The sequence below is a fragment of the Acidovorax sp. GW821-FHT09B03 genome, from assembly GCF_059418305.1.
This window is the reverse complement of sequence record NZ_JBWKPP010000016.1, coordinates 27,001-42,620: the sequence shown is the minus strand read 5'-3', so window position 1 is coordinate 42,620 and position 15,620 is coordinate 27,001. Positions and strand designations below refer to the sequence as shown.

The following is a 15,620-nucleotide window of genomic DNA, read 5'->3' as shown; positions in this document are numbered from 1 at the left end:
CCTGGATCTCAGGCGCCCATGCGGCCGATGAAGGCGCGGATGCGGTCGTTGGCGGGGTTGTCGAAGAATTCGGCGGGTGCTGCGTCGTGGGCGATGCGCCCCTGGTCGAAAAACATCACGCGGTCGGAGACCTCGCGGGCAAAGCCCATTTCGTGGGTCACCACGATCATGGTCATGCCGCCACGGGCCAGTTCGCGCATCACGTCGAGCACTTCCTGCACCATTTCGGGGTCCAGGGCCGAGGTGGGCTCGTCGAACAGCATCACCTTGGGCTGCATGGCCAGCGCGCGGGCAATGGCCACGCGCTGCTGCTGACCGCCCGAGAGCTGCCAGGGGTATTTGTGCGCATGGTCCTGCATGCCCACGCGGCGCAGCAGGGCCATGGCCTGCTCATTGGCCTGGGTGCGCGGCGTGCGGCGGATGCGCCGGGGCGCCAGCGTCACGTTGTCCAGCACGCTCATGTGGCCGAACAGGTTGAACTGCTGGAACACCATGCCGACTTCGCTGCGCTGCTTTTGCAGCGTGTGCTGGTCGTCGGTCACGGGCTCGCCGCCGATGGTGATGGTGCCGCTGTCGTGCGGCTCCAGCCGGTTGATGGCGCGCAGCAGCGTGCTCTTGCCCGAGCCCGAGGCACCGATGATCACGGTCACCTCGCCGGTGTTGAACACGGTGGAGACATCGCGCAGCACCTGGTGGCTGCCGAAGGACTTGCAGACCTGCTTGACGACGATGAAAGGCGTGGGGCGGCTCATTGGTTGCGCCCTTCCACGTCGAAGCGGTACTCCACGGCGTTCGAGATCTGGGTCACCAGCGTGGTCAAGAGCAGGTAGGTGATGGCCACCGTGGACAACGTGGCAATCGGCTGGAACGTGGCCGACTGGATGCGGTTGCCCACGTTGGTGAGCTCCACCACGCCGATGGCATAGGCCAGCGAAGAGTCCTTGAGCAGCGCCACGAAGTTGCTGACCAGCGGCGGCAGCGAGATCTTGAAGGCCTGCGGGAACACCACGTCGGCGAACACATGCATGCGGCCCAGGCCCAGGGCCCGGGCGGCTTCGGTCTGGCCGCGCGGAACGGCCAGCAGCCCGGCGCGGATGGCCTCGGCGTTGTAGGCGCCCACGTTCAGGCCCAGGGCCAGCACGGCCGCCGCGAAGTCGGGCAGGTTCAGCCCCGGCACCAGCACCGGCAGCGCAAAGTAGACGAACAGGATCTGCACCAGCAGCGGCGTGCCGCGGATGACCCAGATGTAGAAGCTGGCCACCCAGCGCACGGCCATGAAGCGCGAGGTGCGGGCCAGTGCGGCGCCGGTGCCGAGCACCAGGCCCAGGCTGCCGCTCACCAGGGTGAGCCACAGAGTGGTGCGCGCGCCGTCAGAGAAGGCCTGGGCGTTGGGCCCGATGGGCTCGGGCAGGAAAGAGAGCAGTTTGCCCAGCAGCGCCAGCGCCAGGACCATCAGGACGACGGCCGAGACGAGCGTGGCGTTGCTGCGCTGCTGGCGAGACCAGCGCTCGGGCCAAAGGGCAGTGAGCATGGGAAACCCCGTTCAGGACCAGGGGTCAGTTCGTGCAGCGAACGTCTTCGTTGAAGTACTTCTTGGACAGCGCGGCATAGCTGCCGTCGGCCATCACTTCGGCCAGCGCCTTGTTCCAGCCGCCGGCCAGCGAGCTGTTGCCCTTGGCCACGGCAGCGGCGATGCGCTCGATGAACAGCATGTCGCCGAGCTTGAAGCCAGCGCCGGGGTTCTTCTCGGACACGGCCTTGGCCACGAAACGGTCGGTCACCCAGGCGTCCACGCGGCGCGAGTTCAGCGCGCTGCGGGCGTCGACGTCGGTGGGGAAGTTCTTCATTTCCTTGATCGACGACACCTTCTGCACGTTCTCGAGGTAGCTGGTGCCGGTCTGCACGGCAACCACCTTGCCGGCCAGGTCCTTGGCGCTCTTGATGGCCGGGTCCATGGCGATGATCATGCCGCCCGAGCAGTAGTGGGGTTCGGTGAAGGTCACGGCCTTGGCGCGCTCTTCGGTGATGCCGTGGGAGGCGATCACCAGGTCCCAGCGGTCCTGGCGCAGGCCGGTCAGCAGGGCGTCGAAACCCAGGGTCTTCCACTGGATCGTGAGGCCCATCTTCTTGGCCACGAGCTCGGCCGTCTCCACTTCGAAGCCGGTCAGCGTGGTGCCGTTGAAGAAATTGAAAGGTGCGAACTGTCCTTCGGTCGCGATGAGGATCTTGCCGTCCTTCTTCACCTCGTCCAGAGTCCGGGCCTGGGCGGAGAAGGCGGCGCAGAGCGCGAGGGCGGTGGCTACAGCCTTGAACAATTGCATGGGATGGATCCTGTACGGGGTATTTCAGGTACAAAAAATCCGGCATGCGGGTAAGCAGGCCGGAGACGGTGGGAGTGCACGAATGCCATCGCGGATTGCGATGGCTGACGTCACGAAATAGTCACCAATTATAAGGAGGGGGATTTTTCCGCCGCCACAGGGGAGGCCCTGCAAAAGCCGGTTGTGTGCCAATTCACAACAGGTTTAGAGAAGTCTCCCGGGCTTTTGGGGCGCCCGGCATGGCCTACCTAGCGCCAGAAAGCGTCGTAGCCCGTCTTGAGGATCAGCGCCCCGACCACCACGATGAAGATGCCGCGCACGAAGCCGGTGCCGTGCTTGAGCGCCATGTGCGTGCCGATGAGGCTGCCCGCCACATTGGCCACGGCCAGCGTCACCGCAAAGTGCCACCAGACATGGCCCTTGGCCGCAAACAGGGCGATGGCCGCCACATTGGTGGCCGTATTGAGCAGCTTGGCCGACGCCGAGGCATTGAGGAAGTCGTAGCCGAGCAGCCGCACGAACAGGAAGACGAAGAAGCTGCCCGTGCCCGGGCCGAAGAACCCGTCATAGAAGCCGATGGCCAGGCCGATCAGGCTCGCGGCGGCGATTTCCGCGCGGCCTGCGAAGCGCGGCGTGTGGTGCCGCCCCATGTCCTTCCTGGCCAGCGTGTAGGCCAGCACGCCCAGCAGCACCAGCGGCAGCAGGCGGCGCAGGAAGTCGGGCGATACCACGGTGACGGCCCAGGCCCCGGCGAACGAGCCCGCAAAGCCGGCGGCCGCGGCCGGCAGCAGGGCCGCCCAGCGCATCTGCACGCGGCGGCTGTACTGCCAGGTGGCCATGGCCGTGCCCCAGACGCCGGCCGCCTTGTTGGTGCCCAGCAGCGTGGCGGGCGGCGCCACGGGAAATGCCGCGAACAGCGCCGGCACCAGCACCAGGCCGCCGCCGCCGACGATGGCATCCACAAAACCGGCCAGCAACGAGGCGAGGGTGATGAAAATCCATTCCATCCCTTGATTGTCGCACCCCGCCAGCTACGTTTTTGCTAGCGATATCGCTTTCGCTGCGGGCATAAAAAAGGCGCTGGGATTGCCAGCGCCTGAAAGGGGGGTGCATCTCGTTGGATGCTTGTTCGGTTGTGCTTGTAGGGATGTCTCCTCGGCCCCTCGTCCAGCACACCGGGGCGCGCTTTCGAGTGACGGTACTGTAACGGCGGCACCCGCTTGGTGCATTGGGGGTTTCCCGCCCCCATTTGGGGGAGCAGATCGGGCGGGGAGGCGCCCGGATTGCCCCAAATGGGGCTTTTTGCTTGGCATGCCTTGTGCGTTGTGCCTTGTAACAAATTGCGAAAAGGGAGCTTCCACATGCGGGCAGTCATCCATGGGTTCGTCACGGTCATGGCCTTGTGCCTTGGGCTCTGCACCACAACGGCCTGGGCGCAGGCGCCCGCTCCCGAAGCCGCCGCATCGGCCACCATGGCCACGCCTGCACCCGCACCCTTGACGCGCCCTGGCCTGGTGGCCAAGGAGGCCATCAATGCCGCCGACACCGCCTGGATGATGACCTCCACGGCCCTGGTGCTGCTCATGACGCTGCCGGGCATCGCCCTGTTCTACGCCGGCATGGTGCGCCGAAAGAACGTGCTCAACACCATGGCCAGCGTGGTGGCCATCGCCGCGCTGGTGAGCCTGTGGTGGTTTGCCATCGGCTACTCCTGGGCCTTCACCCCGGGCAGTGCCTGGCTGGGCGGCACCGAGCGCATGGGCTTTGCCGGGTTCGACTTCCAGCTGGCGGCCGGCAAGCTCTCGGTGAGCCATGTCGCGCCGGCCATTCCCGAGTCGGTCTACGCCATGTTCCAGCTCACCTTCGCCATCATCACCGCCGCGCTGCTGGTGGGGGCCGTCGTCGAGCGCATGCGCTTTTCCGCGATGCTGCTGTTCATCAGCCTGTGGACGGTGTTCATCTACGCACCCGTGGCGCACTGGGTCTGGGAGCCGGGCGGCTGGCTGGCGCAGATGGGGGCCCTGGACTTTGCCGGGGGCTCCGTGGTGCACGTGAACGCCGGCGTGGCCGGCCTGGTGTGCGCCTGGTTCCTCGGGCGGCGCAGCGGTTACGGGCGCGAGCCGTTCGAGCCCTACAGCCTGGCGCTGACCATGGTGGGCGCGGGCATGCTCTGGGTGGGCTGGTTCGGCTTCAACTCCGGCTCTGCCGTGGCAGCCGACGGCCGGGCAGGGCTGGCCATGGCCGTCACCCATGTGGCCGCCGCTGCCGGCGCGCTGTCCTGGATGCTGGGCGAGGCCGTCATGCGCGGGCGGCCGTCCTTGCTGGGCCTGTGTTCGGGCCTGGTGGCCGGGCTGGTGGCCATCACGCCCGCCGCCGGCTTCGTCACCCTGCGCTCGGCCGTGGTCATCGGCCTGGTGGCCGGTCTGGCCTGCTACTGGGGCGCAACGGGGCTCAAGCGCCTGCTGCGTGCCGATGACTCCCTGGACGTCTTCGGCGTGCACGGCATCGGCGGCATCGTGGGCTCGCTGCTCACCGGCGTGCTGGCCAGCCGCAGCGTGGGCGGCGTGGCGGGCAGCCTGTGGACCCAGGCCATCGGCGTGGGCGCGGTGATGCTGTTCAGCCTGGTGGGCACGGCGCTGCTGCTGTGGATCACCAACCTCGTGCTCGGCCTGCGCGTGGATGAGCAAAGCGAACAGGCGGGTCTGGATATTGCACAGCACCGGGAGCGCCTGGGTCAGTAGGCCTGCCAACGTTCTGAGGAGTTCATCACCATGCAGGACAGCGACAAACTCGCCATCGCAGCGCATCTGCACGTGCTGCTGCGCCGCAAGACCGGCCGCGTGACCGACACCGAGTGGATGGCGGTCAACGCCGAGTACGCGCTGGAGGTCGTGCGCTTCGCACGCCAGCATGCGCTGGAGGACGGAGTGCCCGAGCTCGCTGAATGGGCCGACCGGCTCGATCGGGCGGTGCACGAGCCGGCCCCTGCGCCGCAGCGTCGCCCCTTGCTGGATGCCGCCAGCCAGGCGGTGCGCCAGCGCCTGGTGCCTGCTCCGGTCGTCGAGGTACCCCGCTACGTGGGCGGCATACGCTGACGGCTTACGCCCTCTGCGCCGCCAGGATCCATTCGGACGCCTTCTCGGCCAGCATCAGCGTGGGCGAGTTGGTGTTGCCGCTGGTGATGGTGGGCATGGCGCCCGCATCCACCACGCGCAGGCCGGCAATGCCACGCACGCGCAGCTGCGAATCGAGCACGGCCATTGGGTCGTCGGCCCGGCCCATGCGCGTCGTGCCCACGGGGTGGAAGATGGTGGTGGCGATGTCGCCGGCCAGGCGTGCCAGGTCTTCATCGCTCTCGAACTGCACGCCGGGCTTCCACTCCTCGGGCTGGTAGCCCGCCAGGGCCGGCTGGGCCACGATGCGGCGCGTGACGCGCAGGCTGTCGGCGGCCACCTGCCGGTCCTCGGGGGTGCTCAGGTAGTTGGGGGCGATGGCCGGCGCGGCCTGGAAGTCCGCGCTCTTGATCTGCACCGTGCCGCGGCTCGTGGGGTTGAGGTTGCAGACGCTGGCCGTGAAGGCCGGAAAGCTGTGCAGGGGCTCGCCGAAGGCGTCGAGCGACAGGGGTTGCACGTGGTACTCGATGTTGGGCCAGGGTTGGCCGGGGTCGCTGCGCGTGAAGGCGCCGAGCTGCGACGGCGCCATGCTCATGGGGCCGCTGCGCTTCATGGCGTACTCCAGCCCGATCTTGGCCTTGCCCCAGAGCGAGCCAGCCATGGTATTGAGCGTGGGCACGCCGTTGACCTTGAACACCGCGCGGATCTGCAGATGGTCCTGCAGGTTGGCGCCCACGCCCGGCAGGTCCTGCACCACGGCGATGCCATGCCGCTGGAGCAGGTCGGCCGGGCCGATGCCCGACAGCTGCAGCAGCTGGGGCGAGTTGATCGCGCCGGCGCACAGGATCACCTCGCCGGTGGCGTGGGCGGTGACCATCTCATGCCCGTCCCAGACCTTCACGCCCGTGCAGCGGCGCGTACCGTCGGCCTGGGTCTCGATGATGAGCTGCGTGGCATGCGCGGCGGTCCACATCTCGAAGTTGGGCCGGCCGTAGCAGGTGGGCCGCAGGAAGGCCTTGGCCGTGTTCCAGCGCCAGCCGCTCTTCTGGTTGACCTCGAAGTAGCCCACGCCCTCGTTGCTGCCGCCGTTGAAGTCGTCGGTGGCCGGGATGCCGGCCTGCTGCGCGGCCTTGGAAAAGGCGTCCAGCACGTCCCAGCGCAGGCGCTGCTTCTCCACGCGCCACTCGCCGGTGCTGCCGGTGGACTTGTTGCCGTGCAGGCGCTTGAAGTTCTCGTTGACCTCGCCGGGCTGGTCCAGGCGCCAGTGGTCCTCGTGGCGACGGAAGTAGGGCAGGGCGTTGTCCCAGCGCCAGCTGGCATCCCCGGTGAGCTCGGCCCACTGGTCGTAGTCGCGCGCCTGGCCACGCATGTAGATCATGCCGTTGATGCTGCTGCAGCCACCCAGTGTCTTGCCGCGTGGGTAGCGCAGGGTGCGGCCGTTCAAGCCGGCATCGGGCTCGGTGTTGTAGAGCCAGTCGGTGCGCGGGTTGCCGATGCAATACAGGTAGCCCACGGGAATGTGTATCCAGTGGTAATCATCCTTGCGACCCGCCTCGATGAGCAGCACGCGCTTGCGGCCGTCGGCGCTCAGGCGGTTGCACAGCAGGGCACCCGCTGTGCCGCCGCCGATGATGATGTGGTCAAACGTGGTGTCGCTCATGGGAAGTACGGTGTGGCAAAGGGGTGGCGCAGGTTGATCGGAAGGGTCGGCGCCATTGTGCGGAGCGCGTTGGTGGTGTCGAGGGGGTAAACGCGGCTTGCTAGCAAGTTTGTAGCTTGCATGGCTTGCAGGATTTGCGATTGCAAGCAATTTGATAATAATTGCAAGCATTCGGGCCCGTGTCGTGCTTGCACGCAAGGGCTTGTCCTACCTGCGGGCCATCGGCTCCGCTACCATGCTTCCCCAACTCCCTTACCGGTGGCTTGCGCCGCCCGTTTCATGACCGACCCTGCCCCGCGCATTGCCCGCACCGACACCCCCGAAGGCCCGGGGCTGCTGCTGCATGGCCGCTGGGGTGCTGCAGAGCTGGGCACGCGCAGGCAGTGGAAGTCCCTGTCCGCGCAGCTTGAGGCGCAGCCGGGCGGTGCCGGGCTTGGCTGGGACCTGCGCCAACTGCAGTGGCTGGACCACGTGGGCGCACAGTTGCTGTGGAACCACTGGGGCCGCGCCTGGCCCGAGCGCCTGGCGCTCACCGACATCCAGCGCGACATCCTGGAGCGCGTGGCCGAGTTCACCGTGGCCGAGCCGCCGCCGCCCGAGCCCTGGAGCCTGGCCAAGGAGGTGGACCACCTGGGCCTGCTGGTGCTGCACGGCGTGGACCATGCGCGCCACGTGCTGCAGATGGTGGGGCAACTGGTGCTGGACCTGCTGCGCCTGGCGCGAGCGCCCCAGCGCGGCCCCTGGCGCGACGTGTCGGGCCACCTGTACCGCATGGGCGCCACGGCGCTGCCCATCACGGCGCTGGTCGGCTTCCTGATCGGGGTGGTGCTGGCCTACCTGATGTCGCTGCAGCTGCGCCAGTTCGGCGCCGAGTCGTTCATCGTCAATATCCTCGGCATCTCGCTGATCCGCGAACTCGGGCCCATGCTCGCAGCCATCCTGGTGGCCGGGCGCTCGGGCTCGTCCATCACTGCGCAGATCGGCGTGATGCGCGTGACCGAAGAGCTCGATGCCATGCGCGTCATGGGCATCCCGCATGGCTTTCGGCTGGTGATGCCGCGCACGCTGGCGCTGGCGCTGGCCATGCCGCTGATCAGTGTGTGGACCACGCTGGCCGCGCTGGCCGGCGGCATGCTGGCCGCCGACGTCGCCATGGACATCTCGCCCGCGTATTTCGTGCAGGCCTTGCCCTCCGCCGTGAAGATCGGCAACCTGGGGCTGGCCATGGCCAAGTCGGTGGTGTTCGGTGCCTGCATCGCGCTCATCGGCTGCCATTGGGGCCTGCGCGTCAAGCCCAATACCCAGAGCCTGGGCGAGGGCACCACGGCCTCGGTGGTCACGTCCATCACCATGGTCATCATCGTGGATGCGCTGTTTGCCATCGGCTTCAAGAGCATCGGGATCTGACGCCATGGCCACCACGACAGACACCGCTCCCATCGCTGCCATTGGCAATAGGCCGCAGGCGCTGGACGTGCCCCCGGGCACCCCGCCCGTGGTCGAGGTCAAGGGCCTGTGGAGCGTGTTCGGCAAGGGCAGCGAAGCCTTCGCCGTGCACCAGGACCTCGAATTCACCGTGCAGCGCGGCGAGATGCTGTCGCTGGTCGGCGGCTCGGGCACGGGCAAGACGGTGCTGCTGCGCCAGATACTGGGGCTGGCGCGGCCCGCGCGCGGCACGGTCACGGTGCTCGGCCGCCCGGCCTCCGAGATGGGGCGCGCGGGCGCGGCCAGCCGGGTGGGCATGCTGTTCCAGCATGGGGCGCTGTTCTCGGCCTTCAACGTGCTCGACAACGTGGCCTTCGCGCTGCGCGAACAGGGCACCCTGCCCGACGATCTGGTGCGCGATGCCGCGCTGGTCAAGCTGCAGATGGTGGGCCTCAAGCCCGAGCACGCCAGCCGCATGCCGTCCGACCTGTCGGGCGGCATGGTCAAGCGCGTGGCCCTGGCGCGGGCATTGATCATGGACCCGCCGCTGCTGCTGCTCGACGAGCCCACGGCCGGGCTCGACCCGAACAGCGCCGACGAGTTCTGCGCGCTGCTGCGCGAGCTGCACGCGGCGCTGGGCCTCACGGTGGTCATGGTCACGCACGACCTCGATACCCTGTTCGCCCTGTCCACGCGGGTGGCCGTACTGGCCGACAAGAAGGTCATCGTCACCGGGCCACCCACCGAGGTGGCGCGCTTCAAGCATCCCTTCATCGAGCACTTCTTCATGGGTGAACGTGGCCAGCGCGCCATGGCCCCCCTGGCAGGCTCGCCCGGGCAGCCGGCCGCGGCCCCAACGCAGACTTCCAAGGACGCCTGATGGAAAACAAATCACATGCACTCGCCGCCGGCATCTTCGTCATCGTGGTGGCCGCCATGCTGGCGGGCCTGGCGATCTGGCTCACGCGCGACAACGCCAACTACGAGCAGTACGAGCTGTCCACCAAGGACGGCGTGAGCGGCCTGCAGCCCCAGGCCACTGTGCGCTACAAGGGTGTGGCCGTGGGCAAGGTCACGCGCATCGGCTTCGATCCCCAGGTCAATGGCAATGTGCTGATCCGCATTGCCGTGAACGAGCAGGCCCCCATCAGCCCCAACACCTTCGCCGTGCTGGGCTACCAGGGCGTCACCGGCCTGGCCCACGTGCAGCTCGACGATGCGGCCTCGCCGTACCCCGAGCTGCCGCCCGGTCCGAGCGGCCTGCCGCGCCTGCCGCTCAAGCCTTCGCCGTTTGGCCGCCTGGCCGAGCAGGCGCCGGCCATCCTGGGCCAGGTGGAGGAGGCCACGCGCCGCATCAACCAGCTGCTGGGCGACAACAACCAGAAGCTGCTCACCGAAGCCATCGGCAACATCGGCCAGGCGGCCGGCAGTGTCAACGCGCTCACCAAACGGCTGGATACCACGCTGCAGACCCGCATCGACCCGGCACTGGCATCACTGCCCGCGCTGGCCGGCGATGCGCGCCAGACCCTGCAGTCGCTGCAGAAGGCCGGTACCAGCGTGTCGGACATGGCGGCGGGCATCAATGCCACCAACCAGCGGCTTGCGGCCGAGGGTGGGGCCATCGACCAGATCACCCAGGGCACCCAGGCGCTCACGCGCGCGGCCGACGCGCTGGGCAGCAACACCCTGCCGCGCGTCACCCGCGCGGCCGATGAACTGTCGCGCACGGCGCGCCAGATCGGCCGGGCCGCCAACAGCGTGAGCGACAACCCGCAATCGTTCATCTATGGCTCGGGCCGCATCCCCCCCGGTCCGGGCGAAGAGGGTTTTGCCGCACCCGGTGCCGCGCGCTGATGGCGCTGTCCGACGCATTCAAGGAGTACATCGCCATGCTGGATAACCAACGCACTGTCTCGGGACGCCTGGAGCGCCGGAGCGTCGCCCTGGTGTGCGCCGCCGCCCTCCTGGCCGGTTGTTCGGCCCTGCCCGGCCCCCCCACACGGGCGGTGCAGTACGACTTCGGCCCTGGCGCCATGGCGACGGCGCCGAGCGACCGCCGCGCCCCGCTGTCGCCGCTGGCGCTGGCCGATGTGGAGGCCACCGGCATGCCCGAGAGCAGCACCTCGGTGCTCTACCGCCTGGCCTACGCCGATGCCCAGCAGCCACGGCCCTATGCGCAGGCACGCTGGAGCCAGCCTCCGGCCGTGCTGGTGCAGCAGCGCATCCGCGAGCACCTGGGCCTGCGCCGGGCCATCCTGAACACCAGCGATGCGGCCGTGCAGGCCCGCGTGGCGAACAAGCGCCCCACCGTGCTGCGCCTGGAGCTCGAAGAGTTCAGCCAGGTGTTCAGCAGCGCCACCGAGAGCGCGGGGCTGGTGCGCCTGCGTGCCACCGTGGCCGAACCGACCCAGTTGGGCGAGAACCTGGTGGGCCAGCGGGTCTTCATCGTGCAGCGCCCTGCGGCCACGGCCGATGCGGCGGGAGGGACCCGCGCGCTTGCCGAGGCAGCCCAGCAGGCCGCGCGCGACATCGACGAATGGCTGGAGCAGGTGGTGCAGGCGCGCTGAGGCGCCAGCCCCCGCAGCGGGCGGTCTGCTGCGGTTGAAACACTTTGTGTATTCGGCCCAAACCCTACTTTGGTAGGGTGCCCCGGCAAGCAACCCTCTCCCATAATGGCCCGGACCGTGTTGACGATCTGTTCGGGGCCGCGCAAGTCCCTTGTGGGCAGCAACCGCAGGCGCTGCCCGACACGGTTTCGCATGGATCGTCAGTACGTTCCTGGCGTGCACAAACGCCTGGTGCCTACCGCTGCGGCCAGCCCTGTGCCTGCCGCAGCGAGAAGCTGTTGGTTGGTTTTTTCTTCTTCCCCGCCCTGTGGGCGCGTGGCGGGGCGGCGCACGCTGAGCCACCCTGGCCCCCGCAGGCTCCGATCCACGTTCATTGCCGAGGTCATTTCCCGTATGTTCTTCAAGCCATCGCTGCTGCGCTCCGCCTGCGCCGCCACCATCGCCCTTGCCGCCACCGCCACCACCGCCTGGGCCGGTGACAAGCTCTATGTGCAGGACAGCGGCAAGATCATGCTCGTCGATGTGGACGCCAAGTCCCTGACCCTGGTGTCGCGCCCCACGGTAGACGGCTCCATCACCGACATCGCCACCAACGCCGCCGGCACGCTGTATGTGCTGACCTTCACTTCGCTGTACCGCCTGGATGCCGCGGGCAACGCCACGCTGATCGGCAAGCACGGCATCAATGGCGCCAACGCGCTCACCTTCGACGGCGGCGGCCGGCTGTTCGGTGCCTCCAGCACCAACAAGAACCTCTACCAGATCAACCCCGACAACGCGCAGTCCACCATCGCCGGCACCCTGCCCGCGCAGTCGGCAGGCGACCTGGCCTACCTCAACGGCCGGCTGTTCTTTGCCGGCGAGAACGACTCGCTGGGCATCGTCAACCTGCGCAACAACCAGCAGTCGGCCAACGTCGGCAGCTTCGGCCTGGCCACGTCGGTCTACGGCCTGGCCGAGGGCGACAGCAACACGCTGTACGGCGCTGCCTTCGACAAGCTGTTCAAGGTGGACCCCTCCACCGGCGCCATCAGCTACGTGATGAACTTCACCGGCCTGGGCCAGGCCGGTGGCCTGGCACCGTTCAAGGCGGTGGTCACGCGGGCCGAGGACCGGCTGTTCAACTATGCGGAAGACAGCTTCCCCACCATGTTCAAGCCCTCGTTCGCCCCTTCGCTGACCTCTGGCAACCAGTACTACCGCTTCTACCGCGACACCGGCACCATCCTGTCCATCAGCAACGGCCAGCTGAGCTACACCTCGGTGGGTTCGGCACCGGGCGTCCTGGGGGCAGTGGATACCTTCCTGCCGCTGGCGATCGGCGCTGGGTACTGATTCGGTACATCCCCCTGAGGCGCTTCGCGCCTTCACCCCTTCTCTCGAATTGCTGCGCAATTCGGGAAGGGGGACGCAACCCGTGCGGCGGGGCGGCCCTTGCACGGTTGCTCTGGCTTGGGCAGTGCGTGCGCACAGGCTGTGGGTTCTATTCCCGCAGCTGTTTCTTGGCGCCTTCAATGCCGGTCACCACGCGGGCGTAGCGCGCGAAGCTCCAGTAGGCCCAGCCCCAGTCCATGAGCACGACCAGGCGGTTGCGAAAGCCGATGAGGAAATAGACGTGGGCGAAGAGCCAGAACAGCCAGGCGAAATAGCCTGAAAAGCGCACCGGCCCCATGGGCGAGGTGAGGTCCACCACGGCGGCGTTGCGGCCGATGGTGGCCAGGTTGCCGTAGTCGCGGTAGCGAAAGGGCTGCGTGGCCTGCTGGGCCAGGCGGCGCAGCACGTTGGCGGCGGCGGCGCGGCCCATCTGCTTGGCGCCGGGCGAGACGCCTGGCACGGGCGTGGGCTCCTGGCCGGGCACATGGCTATTGGCCGCAGCCAGGTCGCCCACCACGCTGATCTCGGGGTGGCCGGGCAGGCTGAGATCGGGTTCGACCACCACGCGGCCTGCGCGGTCGGTGGTGCAGCCGGTGGCCTCGGCCAGCAGGCGCCCCAGCGGCGAGGCGGCCACGCCGGCCGCCCAGACGATGCACTGGCTGGGAATCGCATAGCTGGCGGCAGTGGGGTCCGCACCCGGCGCGGGGCCGGCCACCGTGAGGCCCGTGGCATCGATGGCGGTGACCCGCGCATTCACGCGCACTTCAACGCCCAGCTTTTCCAGTTGCTCCTTGGCGCGCTGGCTCAGGGCCTCGGGCATGGCCTGCAGCACCCGCGTGCCGCCTTCGAGCAGGATGATCCTGGCGCTGGCCGGGTCGATGTGGCGGAACTCGCCAGGCAGGGTGTGGCGCGCGATCTCGGCCAGGGTGCCGGCCATCTCCACGCCCGTGGGCCCACCGCCCACCACCACGAAGTTGAGCCAGGCGGCGCGGCGCACCGGGTCGCCCTCGCGCTCTGCGGCCTCGAAGGCCAGCAGGATGCGGCGGCGGATCTCGAAAGCGTCGTCCAGGGTCTTGAGGCCGGGCGCGAACGGGGCCCAGTCGTCGCGGCCGAAGTAGCTGTGGGTGGCGCCCGCAGCCACGATCAGGTGGTCGTAGGGCAGGGCATCGCCACCCTGCAGCAGCACGCTGCGTGCGGCCACATCGATGCGCTCCACCTCGCCCAGCAGCGTGGTCACGTTGGGCTGCTTGCGAAACAGGTGGCGCACGGGAGCTGCAATCGCCGGCGCCGAGAGTCCGGCGGTGGCCACCTGGTACAGGAGGGGCTGGAAGAGATGGTGGTTGGTCTTGTCGATGACCGTGACATCGATGGCGCTGCCGTGCAGTGCGCGGGCCGCTTCGAGCCCGCCAAACCCGCAACCGATGATGACGACCCGAGGGCGGATGGCTGTATTGGGAATGCTGCTCATGGCTGCATTATGGGCAGTCTGCGCGGGACGATCCCAATACGGAATCGCTGGCGTCGTTGGTTCGCTGGGTCAGTTGCCCATTGCGCTGCACGACACCCGCTGCGCACGAAACTGGCGTGCGCCAAAGCCAGTGCCCCGTGCAAGGGCCGCCCCGCCGCACCGGGGGCGTCCCCCTCCCAGATTGCGAAGCAATATGAGAGAGGGGGAAGGCGCGAAGCGACTCAGGGGGTGTTCACTTCATGCGTTCATGAAACCCAGGTCCACGGGGTATTCGGCGCCGCCGAAGTGGCTCAGGTTGGGCAGCACCCCGGCCAGCTCGGTGCTGCTTACGCCGAACCACTTGGCCAGTGTGGCCGCGTACTGGTCCACCGAGGTGCTGGGCAGCAGGCGGCCCTGGCCCACATGCCACTGGTCGTCGGGCGCGGTGGTGTTGGTGTTGCTGACCGGTGGGGCCGAGCCGTAGAAGGCCTTGCCCTTGACGGCGCCGCCCACCATCAGGTGGTGGCTGCCCCAGCCGTGGTCGGAACCATCACCGTTGGAGTTGAGCGTGCGGCCGAAGTCGGACGCGGTGAAGGCCGTCACCTTGTCGGCGATGCCCAGTTCCACCGTGGCGCTGTGGAAGGCGGTCATCGCATCGCTCAGGCGCTGCATCAGCCCCGGCTGCTGGGAGATCAGGTTGTCGTGCAGGTCGAAGCCGCCCATCGAGACCATGAACACCTGGCGCTTGGTGCCCATGGTGCCGCGCGCGCCGATCAGGCGCGCCACCATCCTGAGCTGGTCCGCCAGGCCGTTGTTGGCGGGGAAGGGCGTGGCCAGGTTCACGCCCGCGATGCCGGTGGTGACCAGCGATTCGGAGGTCACGGCGCGCGTGGTCACCTTGTTGTATTCGTTCTCCAGCGTCTGGCCGCTGGTCTGCTGGATCAGGCTGGTCAGCGCCGAGCGCACGGCGGTGGAGCCATAGACGCTGTTCTTGACGCCATTGATCGGGATCGCACCGCTGGTGCTCACCTGGTATTGCAGGGCCGAGTCGCCCGAAAGAAACACCGCATTGCCCGTGACCGAGATGCAGGTGAACAGCGAGTTGGCGTTGGACGACAGGGCCAGGTCGCCGATGTTGCCGCCCCAGCCGATGGTCGAGCCTTCGGGCGAGGACGACTGCCACACCGACTGCTGGTCGTTGTGCGAGAACAGCTTGGGCGGCAGCGGGTAAAGGCTGCGGTTGGAGCCGTTGTACTGGGCGCGCGTCAGCGGCACCACCAGCGGGCCGACGTTGAGCTGCACGGCGGCCTTGCCGCTGTTGAACAGGCCCGTGAGGCCCGACATGGCCGGGTGCAGCGCGTACTGGCGACCACCGGGCAGGGCGGCCGTGGGGCTGAGCAAGGTGGCACCCAGTGCATCCCTGGGGATGGCGATGCCGCCACCGCCGAGACCGTTGCCGCCCCGGATGGCGCTGTACTTGAGGTAGCTCGGGTCGTCGTAGGTGACCACGGTGTTGGCGTAGTCGTTGCCGCCGTAGAGGAAGACGCAGACCAGGGCCTTGTAGTCGGTGGCCGTGAAGGCGGCGGCCTCGCCCATGGCGGCCAGGTTCAGCGCAAAGGGCAGGGCGGTACCGGCCAGGCCGAGTTGGCCGCTGCGGCGCAGGAAGGCACGGCGGGTGTGGAGTTCGGGTTGGAGCAGGTGCATGGCAGC

The 15,620-nt window shown here is 68.2% G+C and carries 14 protein-coding genes; 7 read left to right on the top strand and 7 right to left on the bottom strand.

What is annotated here, in order from left to right:
* Window positions 1–8: 8 nt before the first annotated feature.
* From AC07PA_RS24000 to AC07PA_RS23985, 4 genes are all read right to left on the bottom strand, one after another.
* Window positions 9–752, bottom strand: coding sequence for an amino acid ABC transporter ATP-binding protein (locus tag AC07PA_RS24000; RefSeq protein ID WP_007858134.1), 744 nt, complete (start codon window positions 750–752; stop codon window positions 9–11).
* A complete protein-coding gene (locus AC07PA_RS23995; protein ID WP_494609002.1) occupies window positions 749–1,531 on the bottom strand; it encodes an amino acid ABC transporter permease in 783 nt (260 codons plus the stop codon). The genes AC07PA_RS24000 and AC07PA_RS23995 overlap by 4 nt, the downstream gene beginning before the upstream one ends.
* Window positions 1,532–1,556: 25 nt before the next feature.
* The gene (locus AC07PA_RS23990; protein ID WP_145694400.1) at window positions 1,557–2,321 is read right to left on the bottom strand and encodes an ABC transporter substrate-binding protein; all 765 of its coding nucleotides are present in this window, start codon (window positions 2,319–2,321) and stop codon (window positions 1,557–1,559) included.
* Between the two features lie 248 nt (window positions 2,322–2,569).
* Complete coding sequence (locus tag AC07PA_RS23985; RefSeq protein ID WP_494609003.1) at window positions 2,570–3,328, bottom strand: sulfite exporter TauE/SafE family protein; 759 nt, start codon at window positions 3,326–3,328, stop codon at window positions 2,570–2,572.
* A gap of 354 nt (window positions 3,329–3,682) precedes the next feature.
* Here AC07PA_RS23985 and AC07PA_RS23980 point away from each other — a divergent pair, with 354 nt between their 5' ends.
* On the top strand, window positions 3,683–5,062 hold the full coding sequence (locus AC07PA_RS23980; protein WP_494609004.1) for an ammonium transporter: 1,380 nt from the start codon (window positions 3,683–3,685) through the stop codon (window positions 5,060–5,062).
* Window positions 5,063–5,092: 30 nt separating this feature from the next.
* A complete protein-coding gene (locus tag AC07PA_RS23975) occupies window positions 5,093–5,416 on the top strand; it encodes a hypothetical protein (protein ID WP_007858139.1) in 324 nt (107 codons plus the stop codon).
* A gap of 4 nt (window positions 5,417–5,420) precedes the next feature.
* Here AC07PA_RS23975 and AC07PA_RS23970 read toward each other — a convergent pair whose 3' ends face one another.
* Window positions 5,421–7,094: a GMC family oxidoreductase gene (locus tag AC07PA_RS23970; RefSeq protein ID WP_494609005.1), complete on the bottom strand. Its 1,674-nt coding sequence runs from the start codon at window positions 7,092–7,094 to the stop codon at window positions 5,421–5,423.
* Between the two features lie 279 nt (window positions 7,095–7,373).
* On the opposite strand from AC07PA_RS23970, the gene AC07PA_RS23965 reads away from it, so the two are divergent.
* The 5 genes from AC07PA_RS23965 (at window position 7,374) to AC07PA_RS23945 (ending at window position 12,424) form a co-directional block, all read left to right on the top strand.
* On the top strand, window positions 7,374–8,501 hold the full coding sequence (locus AC07PA_RS23965; protein WP_494609006.1) for an MlaE family ABC transporter permease: 1,128 nt from the start codon (window positions 7,374–7,376) through the stop codon (window positions 8,499–8,501).
* 4 nt (window positions 8,502–8,505) lie between these two features.
* On the top strand, window positions 8,506–9,399 hold the full coding sequence (locus AC07PA_RS23960; RefSeq protein ID WP_494609007.1) for an ABC transporter ATP-binding protein: 894 nt from the start codon (window positions 8,506–8,508) through the stop codon (window positions 9,397–9,399).
* Complete coding sequence (locus AC07PA_RS23955) at window positions 9,399–10,376, top strand: MlaD family protein (RefSeq protein ID WP_494609008.1); 978 nt, start codon at window positions 9,399–9,401, stop codon at window positions 10,374–10,376. Before AC07PA_RS23960 ends, AC07PA_RS23955 begins: the two co-directional genes overlap by 1 nt.
* Window positions 10,377–10,411: 35 nt before the next feature.
* Window positions 10,412–11,089 carry an ABC-type transport auxiliary lipoprotein family protein gene (locus tag AC07PA_RS23950; RefSeq protein WP_494609009.1) on the top strand — a complete coding sequence of 226 codons (678 nt, stop codon included), beginning with the start codon at window positions 10,412–10,414 and terminating at the stop codon, window positions 11,087–11,089.
* A gap of 393 nt (window positions 11,090–11,482) precedes the next feature.
* A complete protein-coding gene (locus AC07PA_RS23945; RefSeq protein ID WP_007858145.1) occupies window positions 11,483–12,424 on the top strand; it encodes an NHL repeat-containing protein in 942 nt (313 codons plus the stop codon).
* A 148-nt stretch (window positions 12,425–12,572) separates the two neighbouring features.
* Here the strand turns inward: AC07PA_RS23945 and AC07PA_RS23940 are convergent, their stop codons facing one another.
* Together AC07PA_RS23940 and AC07PA_RS23935 are read right to left on the bottom strand one after the other, a co-directional pair.
* The gene (locus AC07PA_RS23940) at window positions 12,573–13,931 is read right to left on the bottom strand and encodes an NAD(P)/FAD-dependent oxidoreductase (RefSeq protein WP_494609010.1); all 1,359 of its coding nucleotides are present in this window, start codon (window positions 13,929–13,931) and stop codon (window positions 12,573–12,575) included.
* A gap of 237 nt (window positions 13,932–14,168) precedes the next feature.
* Window positions 14,169–15,614 (bottom strand): DUF1501 domain-containing protein, encoded by a 1,446-nt coding sequence (locus tag AC07PA_RS23935; protein ID WP_494609011.1) that lies wholly within the window; start codon window positions 15,612–15,614, stop codon window positions 14,169–14,171.
* Window positions 15,615–15,620: the final 6 nt, after the last annotated feature.

Excerpts from the sequence above, each read along its gene's own strand:
- AC07PA_RS24000 (WP_007858134.1), bottom strand. The coding sequence starts at position 752 with ATGAGCCGCCCCACGCCTTTCATCGTCGTCAAGCAGGTCTGCAAGTCC.
- AC07PA_RS23995 (WP_494609002.1), bottom strand. The coding sequence starts at position 1,531 with ATGCTCACTGCCCTTTGGCCCGAGCGCTGGTCTCGCCAGCAGCGCAGC.
- AC07PA_RS23990 (WP_145694400.1), bottom strand. The coding sequence starts at position 2,321 with ATGCAATTGTTCAAGGCTGTAGCCACCGCCCTCGCGCTCTGCGCCGCC.
- AC07PA_RS23985 (WP_494609003.1), bottom strand. The coding sequence starts at position 3,328 with ATGGAATGGATTTTCATCACCCTCGCCTCGTTGCTGGCCGGTTTTGTG.
- AC07PA_RS23980 (WP_494609004.1), top strand. The coding sequence starts at position 3,683 with ATGCGGGCAGTCATCCATGGGTTCGTCACGGTCATGGCCTTGTGCCTT.
- AC07PA_RS23975 (WP_007858139.1), top strand. The coding sequence starts at position 5,093 with ATGCAGGACAGCGACAAACTCGCCATCGCAGCGCATCTGCACGTGCTG.
- AC07PA_RS23970 (WP_494609005.1), bottom strand. The coding sequence starts at position 7,094 with ATGAGCGACACCACGTTTGACCACATCATCATCGGCGGCGGCACAGCG.
- AC07PA_RS23965 (WP_494609006.1), top strand. The coding sequence starts at position 7,374 with ATGACCGACCCTGCCCCGCGCATTGCCCGCACCGACACCCCCGAAGGC.
- AC07PA_RS23960 (WP_494609007.1), top strand. The coding sequence starts at position 8,506 with ATGGCCACCACGACAGACACCGCTCCCATCGCTGCCATTGGCAATAGG.
- AC07PA_RS23955 (WP_494609008.1), top strand. The coding sequence starts at position 9,399 with ATGGAAAACAAATCACATGCACTCGCCGCCGGCATCTTCGTCATCGTG.
- AC07PA_RS23950 (WP_494609009.1), top strand. The coding sequence starts at position 10,412 with ATGCTGGATAACCAACGCACTGTCTCGGGACGCCTGGAGCGCCGGAGC.
- AC07PA_RS23945 (WP_007858145.1), top strand. The coding sequence starts at position 11,483 with ATGTTCTTCAAGCCATCGCTGCTGCGCTCCGCCTGCGCCGCCACCATC.
- AC07PA_RS23940 (WP_494609010.1), bottom strand. The coding sequence starts at position 13,931 with ATGAGCAGCATTCCCAATACAGCCATCCGCCCTCGGGTCGTCATCATC.
- AC07PA_RS23935 (WP_494609011.1), bottom strand. The coding sequence starts at position 15,614 with ATGCACCTGCTCCAACCCGAACTCCACACCCGCCGTGCCTTCCTGCGC.